Annotated in this window: 17 protein-coding genes and 2 pseudogenes; 5 read left to right on the forward strand and 14 right to left on the reverse strand. The window is 65.4% G+C overall.

Translation table 11 applies throughout. The annotated features are described in order from the left end of the window. Nucleotides 1-180: 180 nt before the first annotated feature. The 11 genes and pseudogenes from FKD65_RS45750 to FKD65_RS27230 form a co-directional block, all read right to left on the reverse strand. Nucleotides 181-1262 (reverse strand): annotated as a pseudogene (locus FKD65_RS45750) (DNA translocase FtsK); the annotation flags it as partial. An 890-nt stretch (nt 1263-2152) separates the two neighbouring features. Further along, the gene (locus tag FKD65_RS27195) at nt 2153-2428 is read right to left on the reverse strand and encodes a hypothetical protein (protein ID WP_141580160.1); all 276 of its coding nucleotides are present in this window, start codon (nt 2426-2428) and stop codon (nt 2153-2155) included. Nucleotides 2429-2645: 217 nt separating this feature from the next. Further along, the gene (locus tag FKD65_RS44440; protein WP_168221210.1) at nt 2646-2807 is read right to left on the reverse strand and encodes a hypothetical protein; all 162 of its coding nucleotides are present in this window, start codon (nt 2805-2807) and stop codon (nt 2646-2648) included. A gap of 7 nt (nt 2808-2814) precedes the next feature. Then, nucleotides 2815-3198 (reverse strand): hypothetical protein, encoded by a 384-nt coding sequence (locus FKD65_RS27200; RefSeq protein ID WP_141580161.1) that lies wholly within the window; start codon nt 3196-3198, stop codon nt 2815-2817. An 80-nt stretch (nt 3199-3278) separates the two neighbouring features. Further along, nucleotides 3279-3416: a hypothetical protein gene (locus FKD65_RS44445; RefSeq protein WP_168221211.1), complete on the reverse strand. Its 138-nt coding sequence runs from the start codon at nt 3414-3416 to the stop codon at nt 3279-3281. A gap of 218 nt (nt 3417-3634) precedes the next feature. Beyond that, nucleotides 3635-3958: a hypothetical protein gene (locus tag FKD65_RS27205; RefSeq protein ID WP_141580162.1), complete on the reverse strand. Its 324-nt coding sequence runs from the start codon at nt 3956-3958 to the stop codon at nt 3635-3637. Then, nucleotides 3955-5313, reverse strand: coding sequence for a hypothetical protein (locus tag FKD65_RS27210; protein ID WP_141580163.1), 1359 nt, complete (start codon nt 5311-5313; stop codon nt 3955-3957). Before FKD65_RS27210 ends, FKD65_RS27205 begins: the two co-directional genes overlap by 4 nt. Continuing rightward, on the reverse strand, nt 5310-5942 hold the full coding sequence (locus tag FKD65_RS27215; protein ID WP_141580164.1) for a hypothetical protein: 633 nt from the start codon (nt 5940-5942) through the stop codon (nt 5310-5312). Before FKD65_RS27215 ends, FKD65_RS27210 begins: the two co-directional genes overlap by 4 nt. Nucleotides 5943-6010: 68 nt before the next feature. Beyond that, the gene (locus tag FKD65_RS27220) at nt 6011-6253 is read right to left on the reverse strand and encodes a hypothetical protein (protein ID WP_141580165.1); all 243 of its coding nucleotides are present in this window, start codon (nt 6251-6253) and stop codon (nt 6011-6013) included. Continuing rightward, nucleotides 6253-6468 (reverse strand): helix-turn-helix domain-containing protein, encoded by a 216-nt coding sequence (locus FKD65_RS27225; protein ID WP_141580166.1) that lies wholly within the window; start codon nt 6466-6468, stop codon nt 6253-6255. The genes FKD65_RS27220 and FKD65_RS27225 overlap by 1 nt, the downstream gene beginning before the upstream one ends. A gap of 142 nt (nt 6469-6610) precedes the next feature. Then, nucleotides 6611-7396, reverse strand: coding sequence for a GntR family transcriptional regulator (locus FKD65_RS27230; protein ID WP_141580167.1), 786 nt, complete (start codon nt 7394-7396; stop codon nt 6611-6613). Nucleotides 7397-7475: 79 nt separating this feature from the next. Between FKD65_RS27230 and FKD65_RS27235 the strand changes: the two genes are divergently transcribed. Further along, on the forward strand, nt 7476-7904 hold the full coding sequence (locus FKD65_RS27235; protein WP_141580168.1) for an NUDIX hydrolase: 429 nt from the start codon (nt 7476-7478) through the stop codon (nt 7902-7904). 325 nt (nt 7905-8229) lie between these two features. Here the strand turns inward: FKD65_RS27235 and FKD65_RS27240 are convergent, their stop codons facing one another. Further along, nucleotides 8230-9831 carry a hypothetical protein gene (locus tag FKD65_RS27240; protein ID WP_141580169.1) on the reverse strand — a complete coding sequence of 534 codons (1602 nt, stop codon included), beginning with the start codon at nt 9829-9831 and terminating at the stop codon, nt 8230-8232. Between the two features lie 94 nt (nt 9832-9925). On the opposite strand from FKD65_RS27240, the gene FKD65_RS27245 reads away from it, so the two are divergent. Then, complete coding sequence (locus tag FKD65_RS27245) at nt 9926-10549, forward strand: PP2C family serine/threonine-protein phosphatase (RefSeq protein ID WP_141580170.1); 624 nt, start codon at nt 9926-9928, stop codon at nt 10547-10549. Here FKD65_RS27245 and FKD65_RS27250 read toward each other — a convergent pair. Further along, nucleotides 10524-11552: a hypothetical protein gene (locus FKD65_RS27250; protein ID WP_141580171.1), complete on the reverse strand. Its 1029-nt coding sequence runs from the start codon at nt 11550-11552 to the stop codon at nt 10524-10526. The genes FKD65_RS27245 and FKD65_RS27250 overlap by 26 nt on opposite strands. Before the next feature lie 10 nt (nt 11553-11562). Further along, entirely contained in the window at nt 11563-12669 is a 1107-nt protein-coding gene (locus tag FKD65_RS27255) for a hypothetical protein (RefSeq protein WP_141580172.1), read from the reverse strand. A gap of 882 nt (nt 12670-13551) precedes the next feature. Here FKD65_RS27255 and FKD65_RS27260 point away from each other — a divergent pair. From FKD65_RS27260 to FKD65_RS27270, 3 genes and pseudogenes are all read left to right on the forward strand, one after another. Beyond that, nucleotides 13552-14628, forward strand: a pseudogene (locus FKD65_RS27260) (IS701 family transposase); the annotation flags it as partial. A gap of 586 nt (nt 14629-15214) precedes the next feature. Continuing rightward, nucleotides 15215-15541, forward strand: a complete 327-nt coding sequence (locus FKD65_RS27265) for a PadR family transcriptional regulator (protein ID WP_205718269.1) — start codon at nt 15215-15217, stop codon at nt 15539-15541. Further along, entirely contained in the window at nt 15538-16227 is a 690-nt protein-coding gene (locus tag FKD65_RS27270) for a hypothetical protein (RefSeq protein WP_141580173.1), read from the forward strand. The genes FKD65_RS27265 and FKD65_RS27270 overlap by 4 nt, the downstream gene beginning before the upstream one ends. Nucleotides 16228-16242 lie beyond the last annotated feature (15 nt).

Here is a 16242-nt window from a genome sequence, read left to right on the forward strand (position 1 = left end):
CTCGGCGGCCGCCACAGGGGCGGTGTCCAAGCCGGTCTCGTCTAGCGCTGGCCCGGGCCGCTCGCCCTGGCTCTCCGTCCCTACGGGCGGTTCTGGGAAGGCGGCATAGGCCGTCTCGTACGGGGCATCGTCGGTCGCGGCCGCCTCGGCGGGTAGAGGCTCGGTGGCCAGGGCGCCGACCTGGCGCTTGCAGGTGGCGACGACGCGGTTGATCTCCTTGTCGGAGACGTAGGCGTTCTGCAGCCGGACCGGGAGGCCGGCGCCCATCGGCAGGAACAGCGCGTCTCCCTGGCCGAGGAGCTTCTCGGCGCCGGGCTGGTCGATGATGACGCGGGAGTCGGCCAAGGATGAGGTGGCGAACGCCAGCCGGGACGGAACGTTGGCCTTGATCAGTCCGGTGACGACGTCGACGCTGGGCCGCTGAGTGGCGAGGACCAGGTGGATCCCGGCGGCTCGGGCAAGCTGAGTGAGCGCACGATGGAGTCTTCGACGTCCTTGGGAGCGACCATCATCAGGTCGGCCAGCTCGTCCACGATCACCAGCAGGTAGGGCAGCGCCTCGGCGCGCCTGTTTTCCCGGTCCTTGATCCTTCCGGCGGCGGCCGCGGTGTTGTACTCGTCGATGTTGCGGACGCTCGCGGCCTGCAGGTCGTCATAGCGGCGGTCCATCTCGCCGGTGACCCAGGCCAGGGCCTCGGCGGCCTTGCGAGGGTTGGTGATGATCGGGGTGAGCAGGTGCGGCACGCCGGCGTAGGCGGTCAGCTCGACCCGCTTGGGGTCGATGAGGATCATCCGGACCTCGGCCGGGGTAGCCCGCATCAGGATGGACACGATCAGGCCGTTGATGCAGGTGGACTTGCCCGCGCCGGTCGCGCCGCCGATCAGGATGTGGGGCATCTTGGCCAGGTTGGCCAGCACCGTGCGGCCTTCCACGTCCTTGCCCAGACCGACGATCAGCGGGTGCCGCTCAGCGACCGCGGCCGCCGAGCGCAGCACGTCCCCGAGCCGCACCAGATCCTTGGTGGCGTTCGGGATCTCGACGCCGATCACGGACTTGCCGGGGACCGGCGCCAGGATCCGCAAGGTCGGCGCACGGGTGGCCAGGGCCATGGTCTTGTGCAGGCCGGTGACCTTCTCGACCTTCACGCCCGGCGCCGGCGCGATCTCGTACTGGGTGACCGTGGGCCCGCGGGTGTGCCCGGTGACCTTGGCGTCCACCTTGTGATCGGCCAGGACCTTGGTGAGCTGCTGGCGGATCCGCTCGGCCTCGCGGTCACCACCCGCCGCCGGCGGCTGGGACTTGAGGATGCCGTCCTCGGGCAGGCAGTACCGGGGCGCGTCCGCGTCCTGGCCGCCGGCCTCGGCCAGCACCGGCACGCCTCCGGGTGGCGTGTCGTCCGGGGCGGTTGGCTGGCTCGGCGCGGCCGCGGTGATGTCCTCGCCCTGGCCGTCGTCGGCCTGCCCCTCCTCGAGGTGCTGCTCGGCCTCGGCGCGTCGGCCGAGCCACCAGGCGCCCACCAGACCGGCGAGCACCAGGGCGCCGAGCATGAGCGGCATCCGCATCAGGGCCTGCCAGGCCAGGAACGCCACCACGGCCGAGCCGCCGCCGCGCGCCCACCGGATCCGGGCCCGCGTGGCGTTGATCTGAGCCGCGCTCGGCGCGGCGCCCTCGTCCTCGGCGCCGCCGCGTGAGTGACGGTGCGTGCGGTCGCCGCGGCGACGTTCACGGGCCGCCTCGCGGGCCTGCAGGCGCTCCTCCTCCTGGCGGGCCTCGGCCTCGGCGTGGAGCCGTTCGGCGGTCCGCTCGGCCAGCTCGTCCTCGCTCAGGTCCGCCGCGGTGACCCACGCCCACCAATCTCCGCGCGCGACGCGCACACCGAGCGAGATCCGGGCGCCCTGCCGGGCCGCCCATCCCTGCGCCTCGGGCGCCGCCGGTTCGGACACCTGTTCTGAAGGCGCGGCGTCGTCGCCGTAGGGCGAGACGGGCGGGGGCTCGTCCCGCTCACGCCAGCGCTGCGCGGCGTCGCGGACCACGTCCAGGACGCCGGGGCGGTAGCGGTGTGGGACCGCGCCAGGCGCGGCGGTCGGCCGGGCCGGCTTGGTCAGGTCGACGGGCTCGGCATCGTCCGGGCCCTCGTTGGGCGGTTGCACGATCACGGCCGGTCTCCTTGCAGGGTCGTCATGTGGTCGATCTGGCGGGCCAGGGCGGCGGCGATCTCCTCGGCGAGCCGCTCGGCCTCGGCCTCGGGCAGGTCGCGCAGCAGGGCGCGCCACTGGTCCCACGCCACCGACGCGCGGGCCTGCGCGGTGGCGGCCGCGGTGCGCTTGGCGGCGAAGTGCTCCCGGCGGTTGTCGGCGCGCCGGCGCGCCTGGCGAAGCTCACGCGCCGTAGCGGGACGGGCCGGGACGGCGTCAGGGTCGGAAGTCATCGGGGCTCCCTCCAGGGGTGTCCGAACGGGACCTCTCAGCGGGGCTGTCTCAGAAGGGGCTCGTGCGCGCGCGTACGCGCGCGCCTTGGGGCGTGTCAAGAGGGGCCGAGACATTGGTGAGACGGGCCGGTGAGACGCTGCCGTGAGACAGGGCCTTCCGCTCGGCCGGGGCGGCGGCGCGGGGGAGTGCCCCCGCGCCGCCGCCGCTCACCGTCTGTCACTGGCGGGCCAGGGCCCGGCAGCGCCGGCAGTGGGGCGAGTAGCCGGTCATGTGCTGCGGGCACAGCTCGTACTGCTGGCCGGGCCCGCAGCTCGGGCACGCACGCGAACCGTTGCGGTGGGGTTCTGAGCACTGGGCGCACTGGTATGGCTTGGCCATGGCCGCCTCACCGGCCGCCGGTGCCCGTGCCGCCGCCGGTGGTGGTGACGGTGCTGAACATCGTCTGCAGGCCGGTGCCCAGGCTCGCTGAGACCTGGCGGGCCATCAGCCCGAACAGGCTGCCCGCCAGCAGGACGCCGGCGATGAACGAGGCCACCACGTGTGTGGGGCGGGCCTTCTTGTGCTTGAGGATGTACCAGAGGAACCCGCCGATCACCAGGATCATGATCGTGCCGCCCTCGGCCTCGCCCGGGAACTGTGTGGGCGCCTGCGGGGCCTGCGCCGGCTCGGCCAGCACCAGCGCCGCCGACTGGTCGGCGGGGGATACAGGCGTACCGGCCGCCTGGACGGCGGCAAGCGCTCCGGCGTCGATGACGGTGAATGCCATCATTGAAAGCTCCTTCGGAACTGGGTTGATCTCCGTGGGAGCGGGGCCGGTCCGGCTAGGGGCCGGCCCCGCGTCTTACCTGCTCAGCGGGCGGGCGTGGTGAACTCGCCGTGATCGGAGCACCGCCAGAGGTCCTGGCTCTCACCGGTGCCGCCCTCGCGGCCGCCGTAGGTGACGTTCTCGGCGCTACCGCAGGTCGGGCAGCACGGTGTGCTGCTCACTTGCCGCTCCGCTGGTTGTCGTAGGCGTCCCGCACGCTCTGCGGTTCGCCCCTGGACGCGGATCCACCGCCGCTACTGGCGGTTCCGCCGCTGCTGCTGCGCTGATCGGACATACTGGGACCTGCCTCTCTTGAGGTGGCCTCGCCGGTGACTTGTTCAGGGCTATCGGCGGGGCCTTTTGCTGGTCACGGGCGGGCTTGCCCATGCCGGGTTGTGCGTTAAGCGCCCCCGCTCAGCCGGGCGACCACGGCCAGGCCCTCGGCCACCAGGGCGTCAGGCTCGGCATCGTCCGGCGGCATGAGGCCGATCTCCTCCAGGTGGCCGGCCAGGTGACCGGCACGCGACGGCCCGCTGGTCCGGGACTCGGCGACCTCGGCACGGGCCCGCGCGAGCAACTCGACGTAGGCCACGTGCAGCTCGGCGTACCGCAACCGCCAGGCCTCGGCGTCGATCCGCGCCCTGGTCAGCGACTTGCGCAACTGCTCGGGGTTGCGCGACAGCATCAGCGGGGACGGCGCCGACACGCTGTTGGTCGCCGTCATCGCGCACCTCCCGCCAGCACGGTCAGCGGGCGGGCGGCCTCGGAGTCGTCGTCTGCGGAGGCGCCACTTTCGGCCTCCTTGCTGACGTCTTCGGCCAGCGCGGCCATGACCCGCTTGGCGCGGTCGTAGCCGATCCCGAGGGCGTCCTTGACGGCCCTCACACCGGGCTCGATCTCGCCCCGGGCGAGCAGTTCGGCCAGCTGTTCCTGTAGCTCCTCGTCGGTGCGGTCCCGGCTGGTCTTGGGCGCGGGCTTGGCGGCCTCGGGAACCGGCACGCCCTTGTTCGGACGGCGCTTGCGAGGCGTTTTCGACCCCTGCTGTCCGTCCCGGTCACCACCGGTTCGCGTGGCGGCCTTCGGTGCGTCCTGACCGCTCCCGGGGGCCTCACCGGCCGTTGGGTTCGCGATGACGGGCAGTGCGGTCCGCTTCTCGCGCGGGATCGGCCAAGCGATCGGCGGGACCTCGTCCCGGTCCTCCGGAGCGTCCTCGCGGGTGTTCTCGGCGTCGCCCGGCGCGTTCTCGGCGGGGATATTCGCGGGCCGGCGCAGGTCCATCGCGGCCAGCCGCGGGACCTCCTGGCCGTCGCTGTCGTGCCAGGGGTCGGCGTTGCTGATCGACCCGTCGATGATGCCGATCAGATGGGCCACCAGAGCCGCGCCCACCGGGCCGATAGCGTGCGCGAACATCGCGCCCGGGACCGCCCATCCCGACACGTGCGGGCCGTCGCCGGCCGGAATCGCGGCCACCAGGTTGAGGAAGATCGAGGTGGTCAGGCAGCTCGCGGCGATCTTCTCGGCCGAGGTCGCCAGCTTCCCGCCCGAGGTGGCCAGGCGGGCGCGGACCACGATGATCCAGCACACCACCCCGATCAGCAGGGCCTCCAAGCCCCACAGCACCCACCACACCGGGCTGTGCGAGGTCACCGACATCAGCCGGGCCGCGCCCTGCTGCACACCGGTCGTGCTCCACAACCCGAACCCGACCAGCAGCGGAACCAGGATCACTAGGTTCCGCGAACGCAGCCGCTCCAACCGCAGCGCCCGGGCCTCACCCGACCGCGCCATCAGCGACCGGACCCGCGTCCGCTCACCGGACGCACGGAACTCCCGATACATCCGCGCCAGCTCGGCCTCCGCCTGGACGTCGGCCTCACGCTCGGCGCGCGCCAGCTCGGCCAGTCGCGACTCCGTCGCCACCTGCGCCCGCGCCCGCCCGTGCCCGGCCTCGGCACGCGCACGCTCCAGCTCGTCCGCCCGCCGCGCGGCCGCCAGCTCCCGCTCGCGCCCAAGCTCCCGGGTTAGTTCCTCCGGGCTCACCGACTCGCCGCCGGCCGCCCGCCTCGTCAGCGTCGTCATCGCGATCTACCTCCCTCCAGGACGTCCAGGACCGGCCCGACCGCGTGATTCAGCTCGGCGGCCAGGCCCTGAACCGCCCGCCTGGCCCGCTCCTCCACACCGTCGTCTGGCGCCTCGGGTGCCGCCGGCAACCGGTCGACCGGCACCGGGAATGTCAGCGCGAGGCTCGCCTGCAGGAACGGGTACTCGGCCACGTCCCGCTCGGTGGGGTCGACGAAGTCGTAGCCGTCGCCGCGCAGCTCGGTGGGCCAGTCCCGCCAGCGGCGGCCGCGCTGCCAGTCCAGCGACCGGGCCAGCGCCGCCGGCCAGGGAGCCGCCAGGTTCACCACCGCGATCAGCGACCCGTCCCACCCGCTCCGCTCGACCCGGGCGCTCAGCACCCGCGAGTGGTAGCCGACGTAGCTGGGGGACATCACCGGCCCGACCGCCGTCCGCCAGGCCGCCGCCGCGAACGCCACGCGCCTGCTCGACGGCTCCTCCCACGTCCCGTCCCAGCACTCGGCGAACGAACCGTCCAGCCGGGCGCGGACGTAGGCGCCGTAGCGGGAGACGCCGTCACCGGCGTACTCCCGGTCGTACTCCCCATCGACCCGAAACGGGGCCGCCGAGGTGTCAGAATGAGAGCTCATCGGGTTGGACCTCCAAGGTCCGATCAAGGCCCTCGTCAGGCGGTTGCGTCGCCATGACGAGGGCCGCTTCATGCTTCGGGGCTCTTCAGCCGCACCTGCAGATAGGCGCGCACGTTCAGCGAGGCACCCCGGCACCGATACGCCGGCGACACCTCCACCAGGTCGAACACCCTGGCCAGCGCCTCCGCACCAGCCAGAACCTCCTCCGGCAACCCGACCAGCCGAATCCGCAGACCCGACCCGGACGCCGAACCAGCGGCCGCGGACACCACAGCCAGGTCGGCGACGGGCTTGCCGTGAGCGCCGGCCATCAGCCGGCCTCGCTCTCCAGCAGCGCGATGTACTCGGCGATCGCCGAACCCGGGATCCGCCGCGAACGACCCTCCCGAACCGACCGCAGCCGACCCGACCGGATCAGCTCGTAGATCACCGACCGCGACAGCGACAGCAACTCCATCGCCTCACCGACCCGATACAGCCGCGCCGACGACGCCGACTCCGCGGCATCCGTAGTCGTGATGGTCATTGGGCTTGGACCTCCCATACCGTCCCGGCCGCAGGACCGACCAAACCGGGACACACGTGTCCACTAGCGTCCGGCGAGACACCTAGACGTCTAGATGAGTATGGGGAGAACCGTGCCATGACTCATCTAGACGAGTCAAGCGCTAGTGAGCAGGAAGCTCGTATGAGAGGACGTAGGCGTCACTCGACATGACCGTGTCGCAGACTTCGACGGGACGTCCGTCCTGGTCAAAGGCCGTCCGCACCAGGTGGAACACCGGAACACCGGGGGCGAGCTTCAGAGCCCGGGCCTCGTCTCGCAGCGGCATGCGAGCCCGGATCTCCTCGGTGAAGTGGTCGAGACGATGGCCGAGCTCCTCGAGCCGGGCGTAGATGCCGCCCGGCCCGCTGTTGGGCTGCGTGATCTGCGAGCCGCGGGCGATCGAAGCAGGGATATAGGAGGTCGCCGTCTCGACCGGGTGCCCGCTGAGTAGATACCGCCGAGCCCGTACGATCACCAGCTCGTCGCCGGCGAGGTTCAGCTTCGCGGCCACCTCGGGCGCCGGCTTGCTCTCCTTGATCTCGATGGAGTCGACCGACGGCTTGACGCCGGCCTCCTCGGCCTCGGCGATGAAGGCGGCCTTGCCCTGTTCGCGATGGTGACGAGCAAAGCGGTCAGAAGCTAGCCGACGCACAGGCGGCCGAGACCGAACGAACACACCCTTGCCGTGCTCGGCGACCGTCAGGCCCTCGCTCTGCAAGATCTGCAGAGCATGCCGCACCGTCATCCGGGCAACGTCGTAATGTCCAATGAGCTGGCTCTCAGAAGGAAGCTTCTCGCCCGCCCCGAGCTCCTTGCTGGCGATTGCCGCCCGCAGGTGGTCCGCGATCTGCTTGAAGACCGGTCGATCGCTCGTCGCATCCAGATCCGGCAACCCCAGCTCGCCCACCCGCAACCAACTCCTCAACTCGTACGTACGTGTACTAGCGTGAGTCTATTAGCCGGCCCTCCTCAAAGGAGCTTGCGTGATGCCCGACAGTCGCCACTCCGTCAGCGTGGCGGGCGTCGTCGTCGACGACCAGGGCCGCGCCCTCCTGATCCAGCGCCGAGACAACGGCCACTGGGAAGCACCGGGCGGCATCCTGGAGCAAGACGAGGACATCATCACCGGCCTCCGTCGCGAAATCCAGGAGGAGACCGGCCTAGAGGTAACGCCGATCGCCCTGACCGGCGTCTACAAGAACATGCCCCGCGGCATCGTCGCCCTGGTCTTCCGCTGCAAGGCAGACGCCGGCTCCCTACGAGAGTCCGACGAAACCTCCGCCTTCCGCTGGGTCACAGCCGACGAGGTAACCGAACTGGCCGACGAAGCCTTCGCCATCCGAGTCCAAGACGCCCTGGCCACCCCCTCAACCGTCCCAATCCGCCAACACGATGGCATTAACGTTCTCGGCTGATCCCCGCGATGCCTCTTCCGAGTGAGGTGACCTGATCGACAACCGCTACTTGGTCAGTGTGGCCGAAGTCGTTGGTGACGAGGCAGGGCCCGCTCTGCCGATACCTGGCGCCGCGATGACGGCCACTGGTGAGGGACCCGGAGGCGTCTCGCAACTAGAGGACATCCCAAGGGGCTCTGCCGCGAGGAGAGGCCTGAGGCATCGGGGCCTGGGACTTCTGATGCAGGGCCTAAGCCAGCTCTCATCGAGAGTCCGAAGGGGGCGTCCGCCTCGCTGGGCCACAGGCGGCGAGGTTGCCGAGCTCAAAAGCTACACCCAGTTTTAACTATTTGCCTATTTGTGACAGACGAGAAAAGAACCTATCTGGAGTTGTTTCCAGCATCTCGAGTCGACGTACGAAAAATGCATGCCTGCCAACTTTCACCTTCTCCCAGCCCATTCGAAAATCGGTTCCTTCTGTGGGCAGTGGAGAGTCGTTCAGGAGGTCCAGCAGGCTCTGCAGTGAGGGCACGGGAAGAAGGGTCTCGACGAACTCCAGGCTGGTTGACGGGATGGTTGATTGCGTTTTTCGTGAGTCCAGGAAACGGGCAGTTCCTACAATCCATGTCCAGTGAACGCTATCGAAGTTCGGCCAGCCGGGTGGAAATCTAAATTTAGTGTCACTTCTTATCTGTCCGCGTAGACGTTCGACTTGCGATCTCCCTTTATCTATTGCGATTTCTTGCTTCTGTACATCGGACAGAGTTCTGGCGTCCACGGGCCACTTGGCCTCTACTATCAAGCCATGCATTCGCTCGGGATCGAGCGCGACGATGTCAAGGTCCCCTAGCTTGTTATTGGCGGCATCGAAAACTTTCACGCCCTCGGCGAGTCGCGCTCCTGGTATCTCTCGCAGCCTTGTTGTCCATTGACTGCAGAGATTTCCGAGGGAGACTCCCAAGCGTCCAGATTTCGACGGGTCAGCCGAAGCGGCGCGGAGGATCATTCGCTCCAGCAAGGAATCGTGCAACAGGTGCGGCGTCACAATCACTGTGGTACCCCATTTGATGAGTGGGGCAGACAAGGGAGATCGCCCTTTCTGTCCCTTGTAGATGAGTAAATCGATAAAAAGATTGACCTTCTCTGTGTTCGGACAGTAGCGAGCGATCATCTGTTCCAGGTCACTGCGCCTGAAAGCGGGGTTGGCCATGGGAACCGAGGGATATCGGGCAAAAACCTCCATGCCCAACTCGGAGATACCTATCAAGGCTCCGAGCATGGGGATTATCTCGTCTACGGTCAGTCCTCCAACGTCGGTCGATCTTGGTATCTCCCAAAGCTGAGCTTCTAGACGGTTCTGAGCTCTCCGCGCAAAGAGGCTCGTTGCCCACCTGGGTACCGTACTTTTCATGCCTGATGTACTTGTGCGCATCATATTTAGGTATCGGAAAGCGGAGCTGAGGTCTGGCCCGGCCTCAGGTTCCTGAAGAGCTTGGTATCTTTTTCCTTCTAGGAAAAGATCCAGCACTTCGACTCGAGGATTGTTAAACGGATCAATGCGGAAACCACGTTTAGTGTAGGTTACTTTCGCGCGCTCCGCTCTGCTCGCGGTTACTGCGATATCAACTACTCTCCAAGCGATCGCCATGTCGACAGCCGCTGCCGCATCGCGCGGATCGGGCTCCTTCTCTTTCAAAGTCTGATCGGCATAGAGAAAAGCCCATTCTGTGAGAAATGCAGTCGCAGATCCCCATTTAGTCGCAACATCGCTGTCGTCTTTGCCTGGCTCGCCTCTCTGTAGTCTTGCGATCTGGTCGGCCAGGCGCCTCCTTGAAACTTCAAGCAAGACAGCAATGAGGCTGGAGTTTCCGCTCTGCCAGATTTTGAGTTCCGCTGGAGCTGTAGTTGCTATCTTTCGCAGCATCTCGTGCGGGTCCTGCGTGGTCATGCCAACTCGCAATCGCTTGCCTTCTAAGCCACGTCAAGACTAAGCCGATTGGAGCTCACTTCGCAGCTAACTCTTCGAAAGCCTCCCAGAAGAGGTGAGAGAGAAGGGCGACGTAGCAAGCTTCACCTTGATCGACGCCCTCAAGCCGTACGACCGCGAGGTCGTCCCCGAGGAACTGGCCACGACACTCGGTGAAGCGATCTACGAGGCCAGCGATGCCCTACGTGCCCGAGCTGCAGGCGATCCGAGAGTGACAGGGATGGGGACAACCCTGGTAGCCATGCTGTGGTCTGGAAACCTCGCCGTCTTCGCCAACGTCGGCGACTCCCGCATCTATCGACTGCGTGACGGCCAGCTCGTCCCCTTCAGCGAGGACCATGTCTATGGCCGGCTCCTCTCCGACGCCGCGACCGTCCCAGGCCTCCCGCCGAGGATCGCCCGTTTCCTTGACGGACGCGCCGACGGTCGATCGCCCGACCTAACGGTCCGCGAACTCAAAGCCGGTGACCGCCTCCTGCTCTGCTCTGACGGTCTCTCTGGCGTTGTCGACCTTCAGGCCATCCACAACATATTGGTGTCTGCCAACGATCCAAGTGAGATAACCGCTCGCCTCGTCCAAGCAGCATTCGCTTGGACGGACACGCGACCTACGGCGCGCTGGCCTAGTATTTACTGCGCTGACGACAGCAATCCTAAAAAAGAGATTCCTGAGCTGTAGGCCGCTGCTCTGAAAAGTTCCCTCTAAGCTGTCGCGGTATACGCGGTTTATGATCCGTAAATGCTCGGCGAGCAATTACCTTATGTACATCCGGCTCGCCTGTGCGCATAATCCTGCCCCAAGCGACTCGCCAGATACGTGACTCCGAATCGCATTGGGCTAAAGCTGCACGGTTGAGGATCTCAAGTGCGGCCTTAACGTCCGCCGACTTCACTGGGCCGTGGTGCCGCCTCAGATCATCAACGGTCTCTTGGACATTTATTTCGATAACCCTGTTATCGGCATGTCCGTACTTGCTTGGCCACACCTTAGTCCAGAGATGGGTGGCCAAATAGAGAGGATCCACAGTGTCATTGATGAAAGAGCGAGCTGCTTTTACACCAATAAAGTGAGTGGCTGAGATGTTGAGACTTTTCTCCAAGCGTGGCTGAATTTTCGGCGTTCTATCGCCCTCTCTCAGGTGGCCATTATCCTTATGATGAAGCCTCTGAAAGCTGTATACCTGATCATCGCGCGCGTATTGGACAATGATTGGAGGGTAACTAGGCTTGTATTCGTGACTTTCTTCAAGGTACCGCTCAGTGATAACTCGCTCGACTGCCGATACGCCTATCCTCAACGACACGAAAAGCATAACGTCAAGGTGTGTAGTCTCCGCGAGCTTCCCACCCCGCGTCGGGATTCGGTCGAGAGCATCGTAGCTCGCTAGCTGCTTGCAAAGCTTGTTGACGCTGTTGTCGTGCAGTGCGATCTCTGCTATCTCTCCAGCCAAGCCACTTCCATCACGAAATAGGACCGTGAAATCCGGAGTTAGAGTCCTTTGGCTTGAGACTTTTATGCGAGGATAGCGCTCAAAGTGCAAGACAGTGTCCGGCACATCACGAACGTTAGGACTCGTAAACAACCACTCGAAGGCCGAAACGACGTCTACGTGGCGATCGTACAGATTGAACCGCCTGAGAGCATCAGCATATTCTCTCTCGGTAGCTTTAGGTATCGCCATTCAGGGCCCGTTAAAGTGTGCCGACTAGATCGTCTATGCTGACCTGTCCTACTTCGGGGGCCTCGCTGATCTTGACGCCCATGAAGCTTTCGGAAAGTTGATCCGTAAGACGGGTTAGGGCAGCCAGGGTTGCTCGCCACCCCGGATGTATTTCGATTCTATCGAGTTGAGTCACGAAGACGTCGAAATTCGATCCATCGCGGTAGTCCGTGACCACTACGTGCGCATAAGGATTACCATGCAGGACTGCTACGCCGAGAGCGCTATTTCTGGACAGTTCTGAAACCAGGTCGCCCGACGTCACAACTTCCTTGTGTCTTCCGGACGCAAGACTAATATTCAAAGGGCGGAGAGGGGCTGGAGCCGTTCTCGCTCGGCCTGAAAGCAATCTTCTTCGCGAAATCGCAGCATCGGCGAGCGGCTTCAGTATAGCCCGGAAGAAAATTTGAAAGTCTCCACCATAGAAGGTGGCTCCTGCTCGGCGTCTCAGATGTATCCGCATTTCCTTCGCCAAGAGCAAAGTGAGAGATCTTACTGAGGCGCCGATTCTCTCGAGGTAGTTCATTGTTTCGGAGAAGGAAGGCCTATTTTCGCCGTCCCTGGCCGGCCAACCTCGAGCATGTGAAGAATAGTCTAGTGAATCGCGTGCCGTAAATTTGGTGACTTCCACCAAACCAAAATGCTCGAGAGATCGGCCAATTCCTAGGATGTCGTCTTCATTAAGAAAGAAGGGTGACATCTGCGGTCGAGAGCGATCAACCCAACGCTCAACAGTCTTCCATTGTCGGCTCGTGAAAGGCACGGTTGCGACAATGAAGTAGATCCCAGGATGCTCGCTCGGCCATATCCCAACAACATAATTGTCAGGCTCTGCTTCGACTTTGATTAACTGCGCGGGGCCAAATTCTCGCACTCGATAAGGTGTGCTGATTCTAAGTGCTTCAACCGGATCTATCGCACTGTTGTCGGTGATTACCGTCGAAACAGTCACCTGTGTGTCCGGCATTGAAGAGCGGGACCCAAACATCCCCTCGAAGGAATCTACATCGCCTAGTTGGGCACGCTGCCAGATCGCCTCGTCGAAGTCCGACATCTCTCCCGTACCGCGCCGTTCCATCGCCCACCTCCCTGGAACGGGCTGACACTGCTGCATCTAGCTTACGGTTTGCCTGCGCCAGGCGCCATGCGCCTTCCGATCTTGGACAGCATAGATGGCAACATTGACCGCTGCAGGGCAGGTGCGGTAGGGCCCCACTGCCTCACTGTTATCAGACTCAGCGATCGACGATGGCCAGGCGGCTGGGTGGGTCAGCGTGGGGAGGCCGTGTAGCTGACCGCTCGACCACACAGCGATAGTCCCGACCGGGGCGCGTGGCGTTTGAGGTCCGGGTACTGGTGGTTCATCGGAGGACGTCGCTGCTTGATGGAGGGCCACCGCTCATGGTTGCGGACGTGATGAGGGACTGTAACCCAGCATGCAGGGTCGTGTGAGGGGGTGTTCAGTTGAGTGACAGTCGGGGTGGACGCGGGTGGAGGTCGGCAGTCCGTGGGACCGTAATGCAGCGGGGAGTAAGGTTTTGGGGAATGAACTTGCTTGCGTGAGGAGGCTGGGGTTGAGGCCGACAATGTCGGCTTGCGGAGGCCAGCGGGCCTTGACTGACTGGCTGCCTGACGACAGGGGCGTTCGGTGGCGGACGCCGATGTACATGGACGGCAGGCTCAGGCGGACGTCATTCCGGCCCCAGCTCGTTGGAGCTCGCTCGTAATGAATAGGTCATCGGTTCGATTCCGATAGGCGGCTCCAGGTCAAGGGCCCGTTCCGATCATCGGAACGGGCCCTTGCTAACGAGTGAGCGACCAACTGAGTGACTAATACTCCAGCCGCACTTGGAGATCTCGGTCTGATCGAGGCCGGGACGTGAGACGGCCACCGCTGTGATCGTGTGGGTGTGTTGGAACCAGACGATCGGCGGTGGCGGTGCCGCCCACTGTAGAAGAGATCGACCCGGCCGGGTGGGCTGATGAGTTCGATGAGCTGTTCGCGCAGGTGGTGGCGCCGCTCTTCGGACGGCGAGAGCCCCGGGTGCGGGCCCGGTGGTATCTGCTGGGGCTGCTGAGCGGACTGGAACGCAAGAACGGCTGGTCGCTGGCGGAGTTCGCCGGCGACACCCGGCCGGACGGGATGCAGCGGCTGCTCAACCACGCCCGCTGGGACGCCGACCAGGTGCGGGACTCGCTGCGTGCGCAGATGGCCGAACGGCTCGGCAACGCCGGCGGGGTACTGGTGGTCGACGACACCGGGTTCGAGAAGAAGGGCCGCCGCTCATCCGGGGTGCAGCGCCAGTACACCGGCACCGCAGGCAAGATCACCAACTGCCAGATCGGGGTGCTCTGCTCGTATGTGGACCCCGACCAGCAGCGGGTCCTCATCGACCGGGAGCTGTATCTGCCCGAATCCTGGTTCGCCGATCCCGGCCGGCTCGCCGACGCCGGCGTCCCTGAGGGTGCAGTGTTCGCGACCAAGCCGGAGCAGGCCTGGCGGATGATCGAACGCGCCTGCGACGACCCGCTGCTGGTGTTCGGCTGGGTGACCGGCGACGAGGCCTACGGCGACAACACGGCACTGCGCCGCCGCTGCACCGGCCGCGGCGTGAACTACGTGTTCGCGGTCTCCTGCGACCACCCGCTCGTACTCGGCGGCGCCCGCACCAGGGCCGACACCGCGTTCGCCGACCTGGACCAGACGGCGTGGCAGCGGGTCTCGTGCGGGGACGGGGCCAAGGGCCGCCGCTGGTACGACTGGGCGTGGATCGGCCTGGGCGAACACCAGTGGATGCTGGCCCGCCGGTCGATCAACGACCCCACTAACCTGGCGTTCTACCGGTGCGCAGCAGGCCGTCCGGTGGGCCTGCCGGAGCTGGTGCGGGTGGCCGGCTCCCGCTGGAGCGTCGAGGAATGCTTCCAAGCGACCAAGAACGAGGTCGGCCTGGACCACTACCAGGTCCGCAAGCACACCGCCTGGTACCGGCACATCACCCTGGCCATGGTGACCCACGCCCACCTGGCCTTCCTGGCCGCCGACCCGCCCCCAGACCCCGGCGACACCGACGATGGCGAGGCCGACAGCCTCGCCACACAGGGGGACCGACCAGCAGGGACAATCACGTCCCATCCACGCGGACCGGGACGAACCTGGCGAGCTGGTCCCGCTCACCGTCAACGAGATCCGCCGCCTGCACACCCACCTCCACCAGCCCCGGCACCCACCACAACACCGAATCCACTGGTCACGCTGGCGACGCCGCCACCAGGCACGCGCCCGCCAGTGCCACTACCAACGACAACGACGCCTCATCGATCACTAAATGCGGCTGGAGTATTAAACTGGGAGCTCCTCCCTGTGGAGGACGTCAAGATGCGATGAGGCCGGCGAGGGCTCTCACCGCCCGCGATGCGGGCGTCTCCCCTCGCCGGCCTTCGCCGTTTCGAGCGAGCTTGCGCCGGTCATGCGGGGCCCTCCCCGGCGCGGCGCCGGAGGCGGCAAGTCGTCCCGCCTCCCGCACGAGATCAGCAGCCTGCGGCATCTATCCCCGGGGATACGAACACCTGACTTGTCATAGCTCGTTCTCGACATAGGGGGGTGCTCGTGGTTCTCTGACAGAGTGAACGACCCCCCCAAGATCCGCATGACGACCCCCACCCGGCTCGTCCTGGATGTTCTCATCGCCTCAGCGGAAGACCCGCCATGGGGCTACCGCATCTGCGAAGAAGCCGGGATCGGATCCGGCACCGTCTACCCGATCTTGGAACGCCTCGAACAAGCCGGCTGGATCGAGGGCGAATGGGAGAGGGGTCAGCCTGAAGATCGCCCCCGCCGTCGCTTCTATCGCTTGACGAACGTCGGACGTGCCGGTTACGCCGCTGCCGCGAGCCGCCGCGCGAAACCCACCAGGGCCTGGCTGGGGCGTATCCGACCGGAGGCTCAATGAGGATCGGGGTTTCAAAAAATGGAGCCGAATGGTCCGTCTCCATTGTTGCAATCTCAATACTTTCGGCGCTTATTATTCTGCTATTCACAGAGTCATCCATCGCTATCTGGTGGTTAATCGCCCTGGGGACGTTCGGGCTGGTGTCACTAGCTATTGAAACTTATTACGACATCATCAAATCCGACTCGTCCAGACGATCAGAAGCGCCGCTCCGTCGCAGGCTCGCGCGGAAGATGGCGCTGCACCTAACTGTTCTGGCAGCCAGCCTCGGTGGTCGCACGCGCACATGGCGCGCAGAGGAGTTCCGGGCAGACCTGACCCGCAGCGAGACTGATTCGGCCCCTACGAGTCGCGGGCAACTGCGCTACGCCATCGGTCTCGTGTACGCCACACTGCGGATGCGCGCCCGCGACCTGACTCAGCCATTGCGCCGGTATCTCCTCCGGGTCCTCGACTGGACGCTGGCACAGCCGCGCACCGAGTGGATCGTTACCTGGCTGACCCTAGCCGCCACTGCCTACTTCTGGCGCACGAAGCATTTCGACGGTCTCATGGAGCAACTACAAAACGTCGCCACGGTCGCCGCGATTTACGGTCCCGCCCTCTGGTTGCGGAAACGGCGCAATATTTCACCGGTCCGCCGTTCTCACAACCATGAACAGGCGGAGCCGGAACGCGACATCTGACGGCGACGACGCCCT

Origin of the sequence: Actinomadura sp. WMMA1423 (assembly GCF_006547145.1) — a bacterium.
Taxonomy (GTDB): domain Bacteria; phylum Actinomycetota; class Actinomycetes; order Streptosporangiales; family Streptosporangiaceae; genus Spirillospora.

Bases quoted from the DNA above. Each gene is read 5' to 3' on its own strand.
- FKD65_RS27200 (WP_141580161.1), bottom strand. From the start codon at position 3,198: ATGATGGCATTCACCGTCATCGACGCCGGAGCGCTTGCCGCCGTCCAG.
- FKD65_RS27205 (WP_141580162.1), bottom strand. From the start codon at position 3,958: ATGACGGCGACCAACAGCGTGTCGGCGCCGTCCCCGCTGATGCTGTCG.
- FKD65_RS27215 (WP_141580164.1), bottom strand. From the start codon at position 5,942: ATGAGCTCTCATTCTGACACCTCGGCGGCCCCGTTTCGGGTCGATGGG.
- FKD65_RS27235 (WP_141580168.1), top strand. From the start codon at position 7,476: ATGCCCGACAGTCGCCACTCCGTCAGCGTGGCGGGCGTCGTCGTCGAC.
- FKD65_RS27225 (WP_141580166.1), bottom strand. From the start codon at position 6,468: ATGACCATCACGACTACGGATGCCGCGGAGTCGGCGTCGTCGGCGCGG.
- FKD65_RS27255 (WP_141580172.1), bottom strand. From the start codon at position 12,669: ATGGAACGGCGCGGTACGGGAGAGATGTCGGACTTCGACGAGGCGATC.
- FKD65_RS27195 (WP_141580160.1), bottom strand. From the start codon at position 2,428: ATGACTTCCGACCCTGACGCCGTCCCGGCCCGTCCCGCTACGGCGCGT.
- FKD65_RS27240 (WP_141580169.1), bottom strand. From the start codon at position 9,831: ATGACCACGCAGGACCCGCACGAGATGCTGCGAAAGATAGCAACTACA.
- FKD65_RS27210 (WP_141580163.1), bottom strand. From the start codon at position 5,313: ATGACGACGCTGACGAGGCGGGCGGCCGGCGGCGAGTCGGTGAGCCCG.
- FKD65_RS27250 (WP_141580171.1), bottom strand. From the start codon at position 11,552: ATGGCGATACCTAAAGCTACCGAGAGAGAATATGCTGATGCTCTCAGG.
- FKD65_RS27220 (WP_141580165.1), bottom strand. From the start codon at position 6,253: ATGGCCGGCGCTCACGGCAAGCCCGTCGCCGACCTGGCTGTGGTGTCC.
- FKD65_RS44440 (WP_168221210.1), bottom strand. From the start codon at position 2,807: ATGGCCAAGCCATACCAGTGCGCCCAGTGCTCAGAACCCCACCGCAAC.
- FKD65_RS27270 (WP_141580173.1), top strand. From the start codon at position 15,538: ATGAGGATCGGGGTTTCAAAAAATGGAGCCGAATGGTCCGTCTCCATT.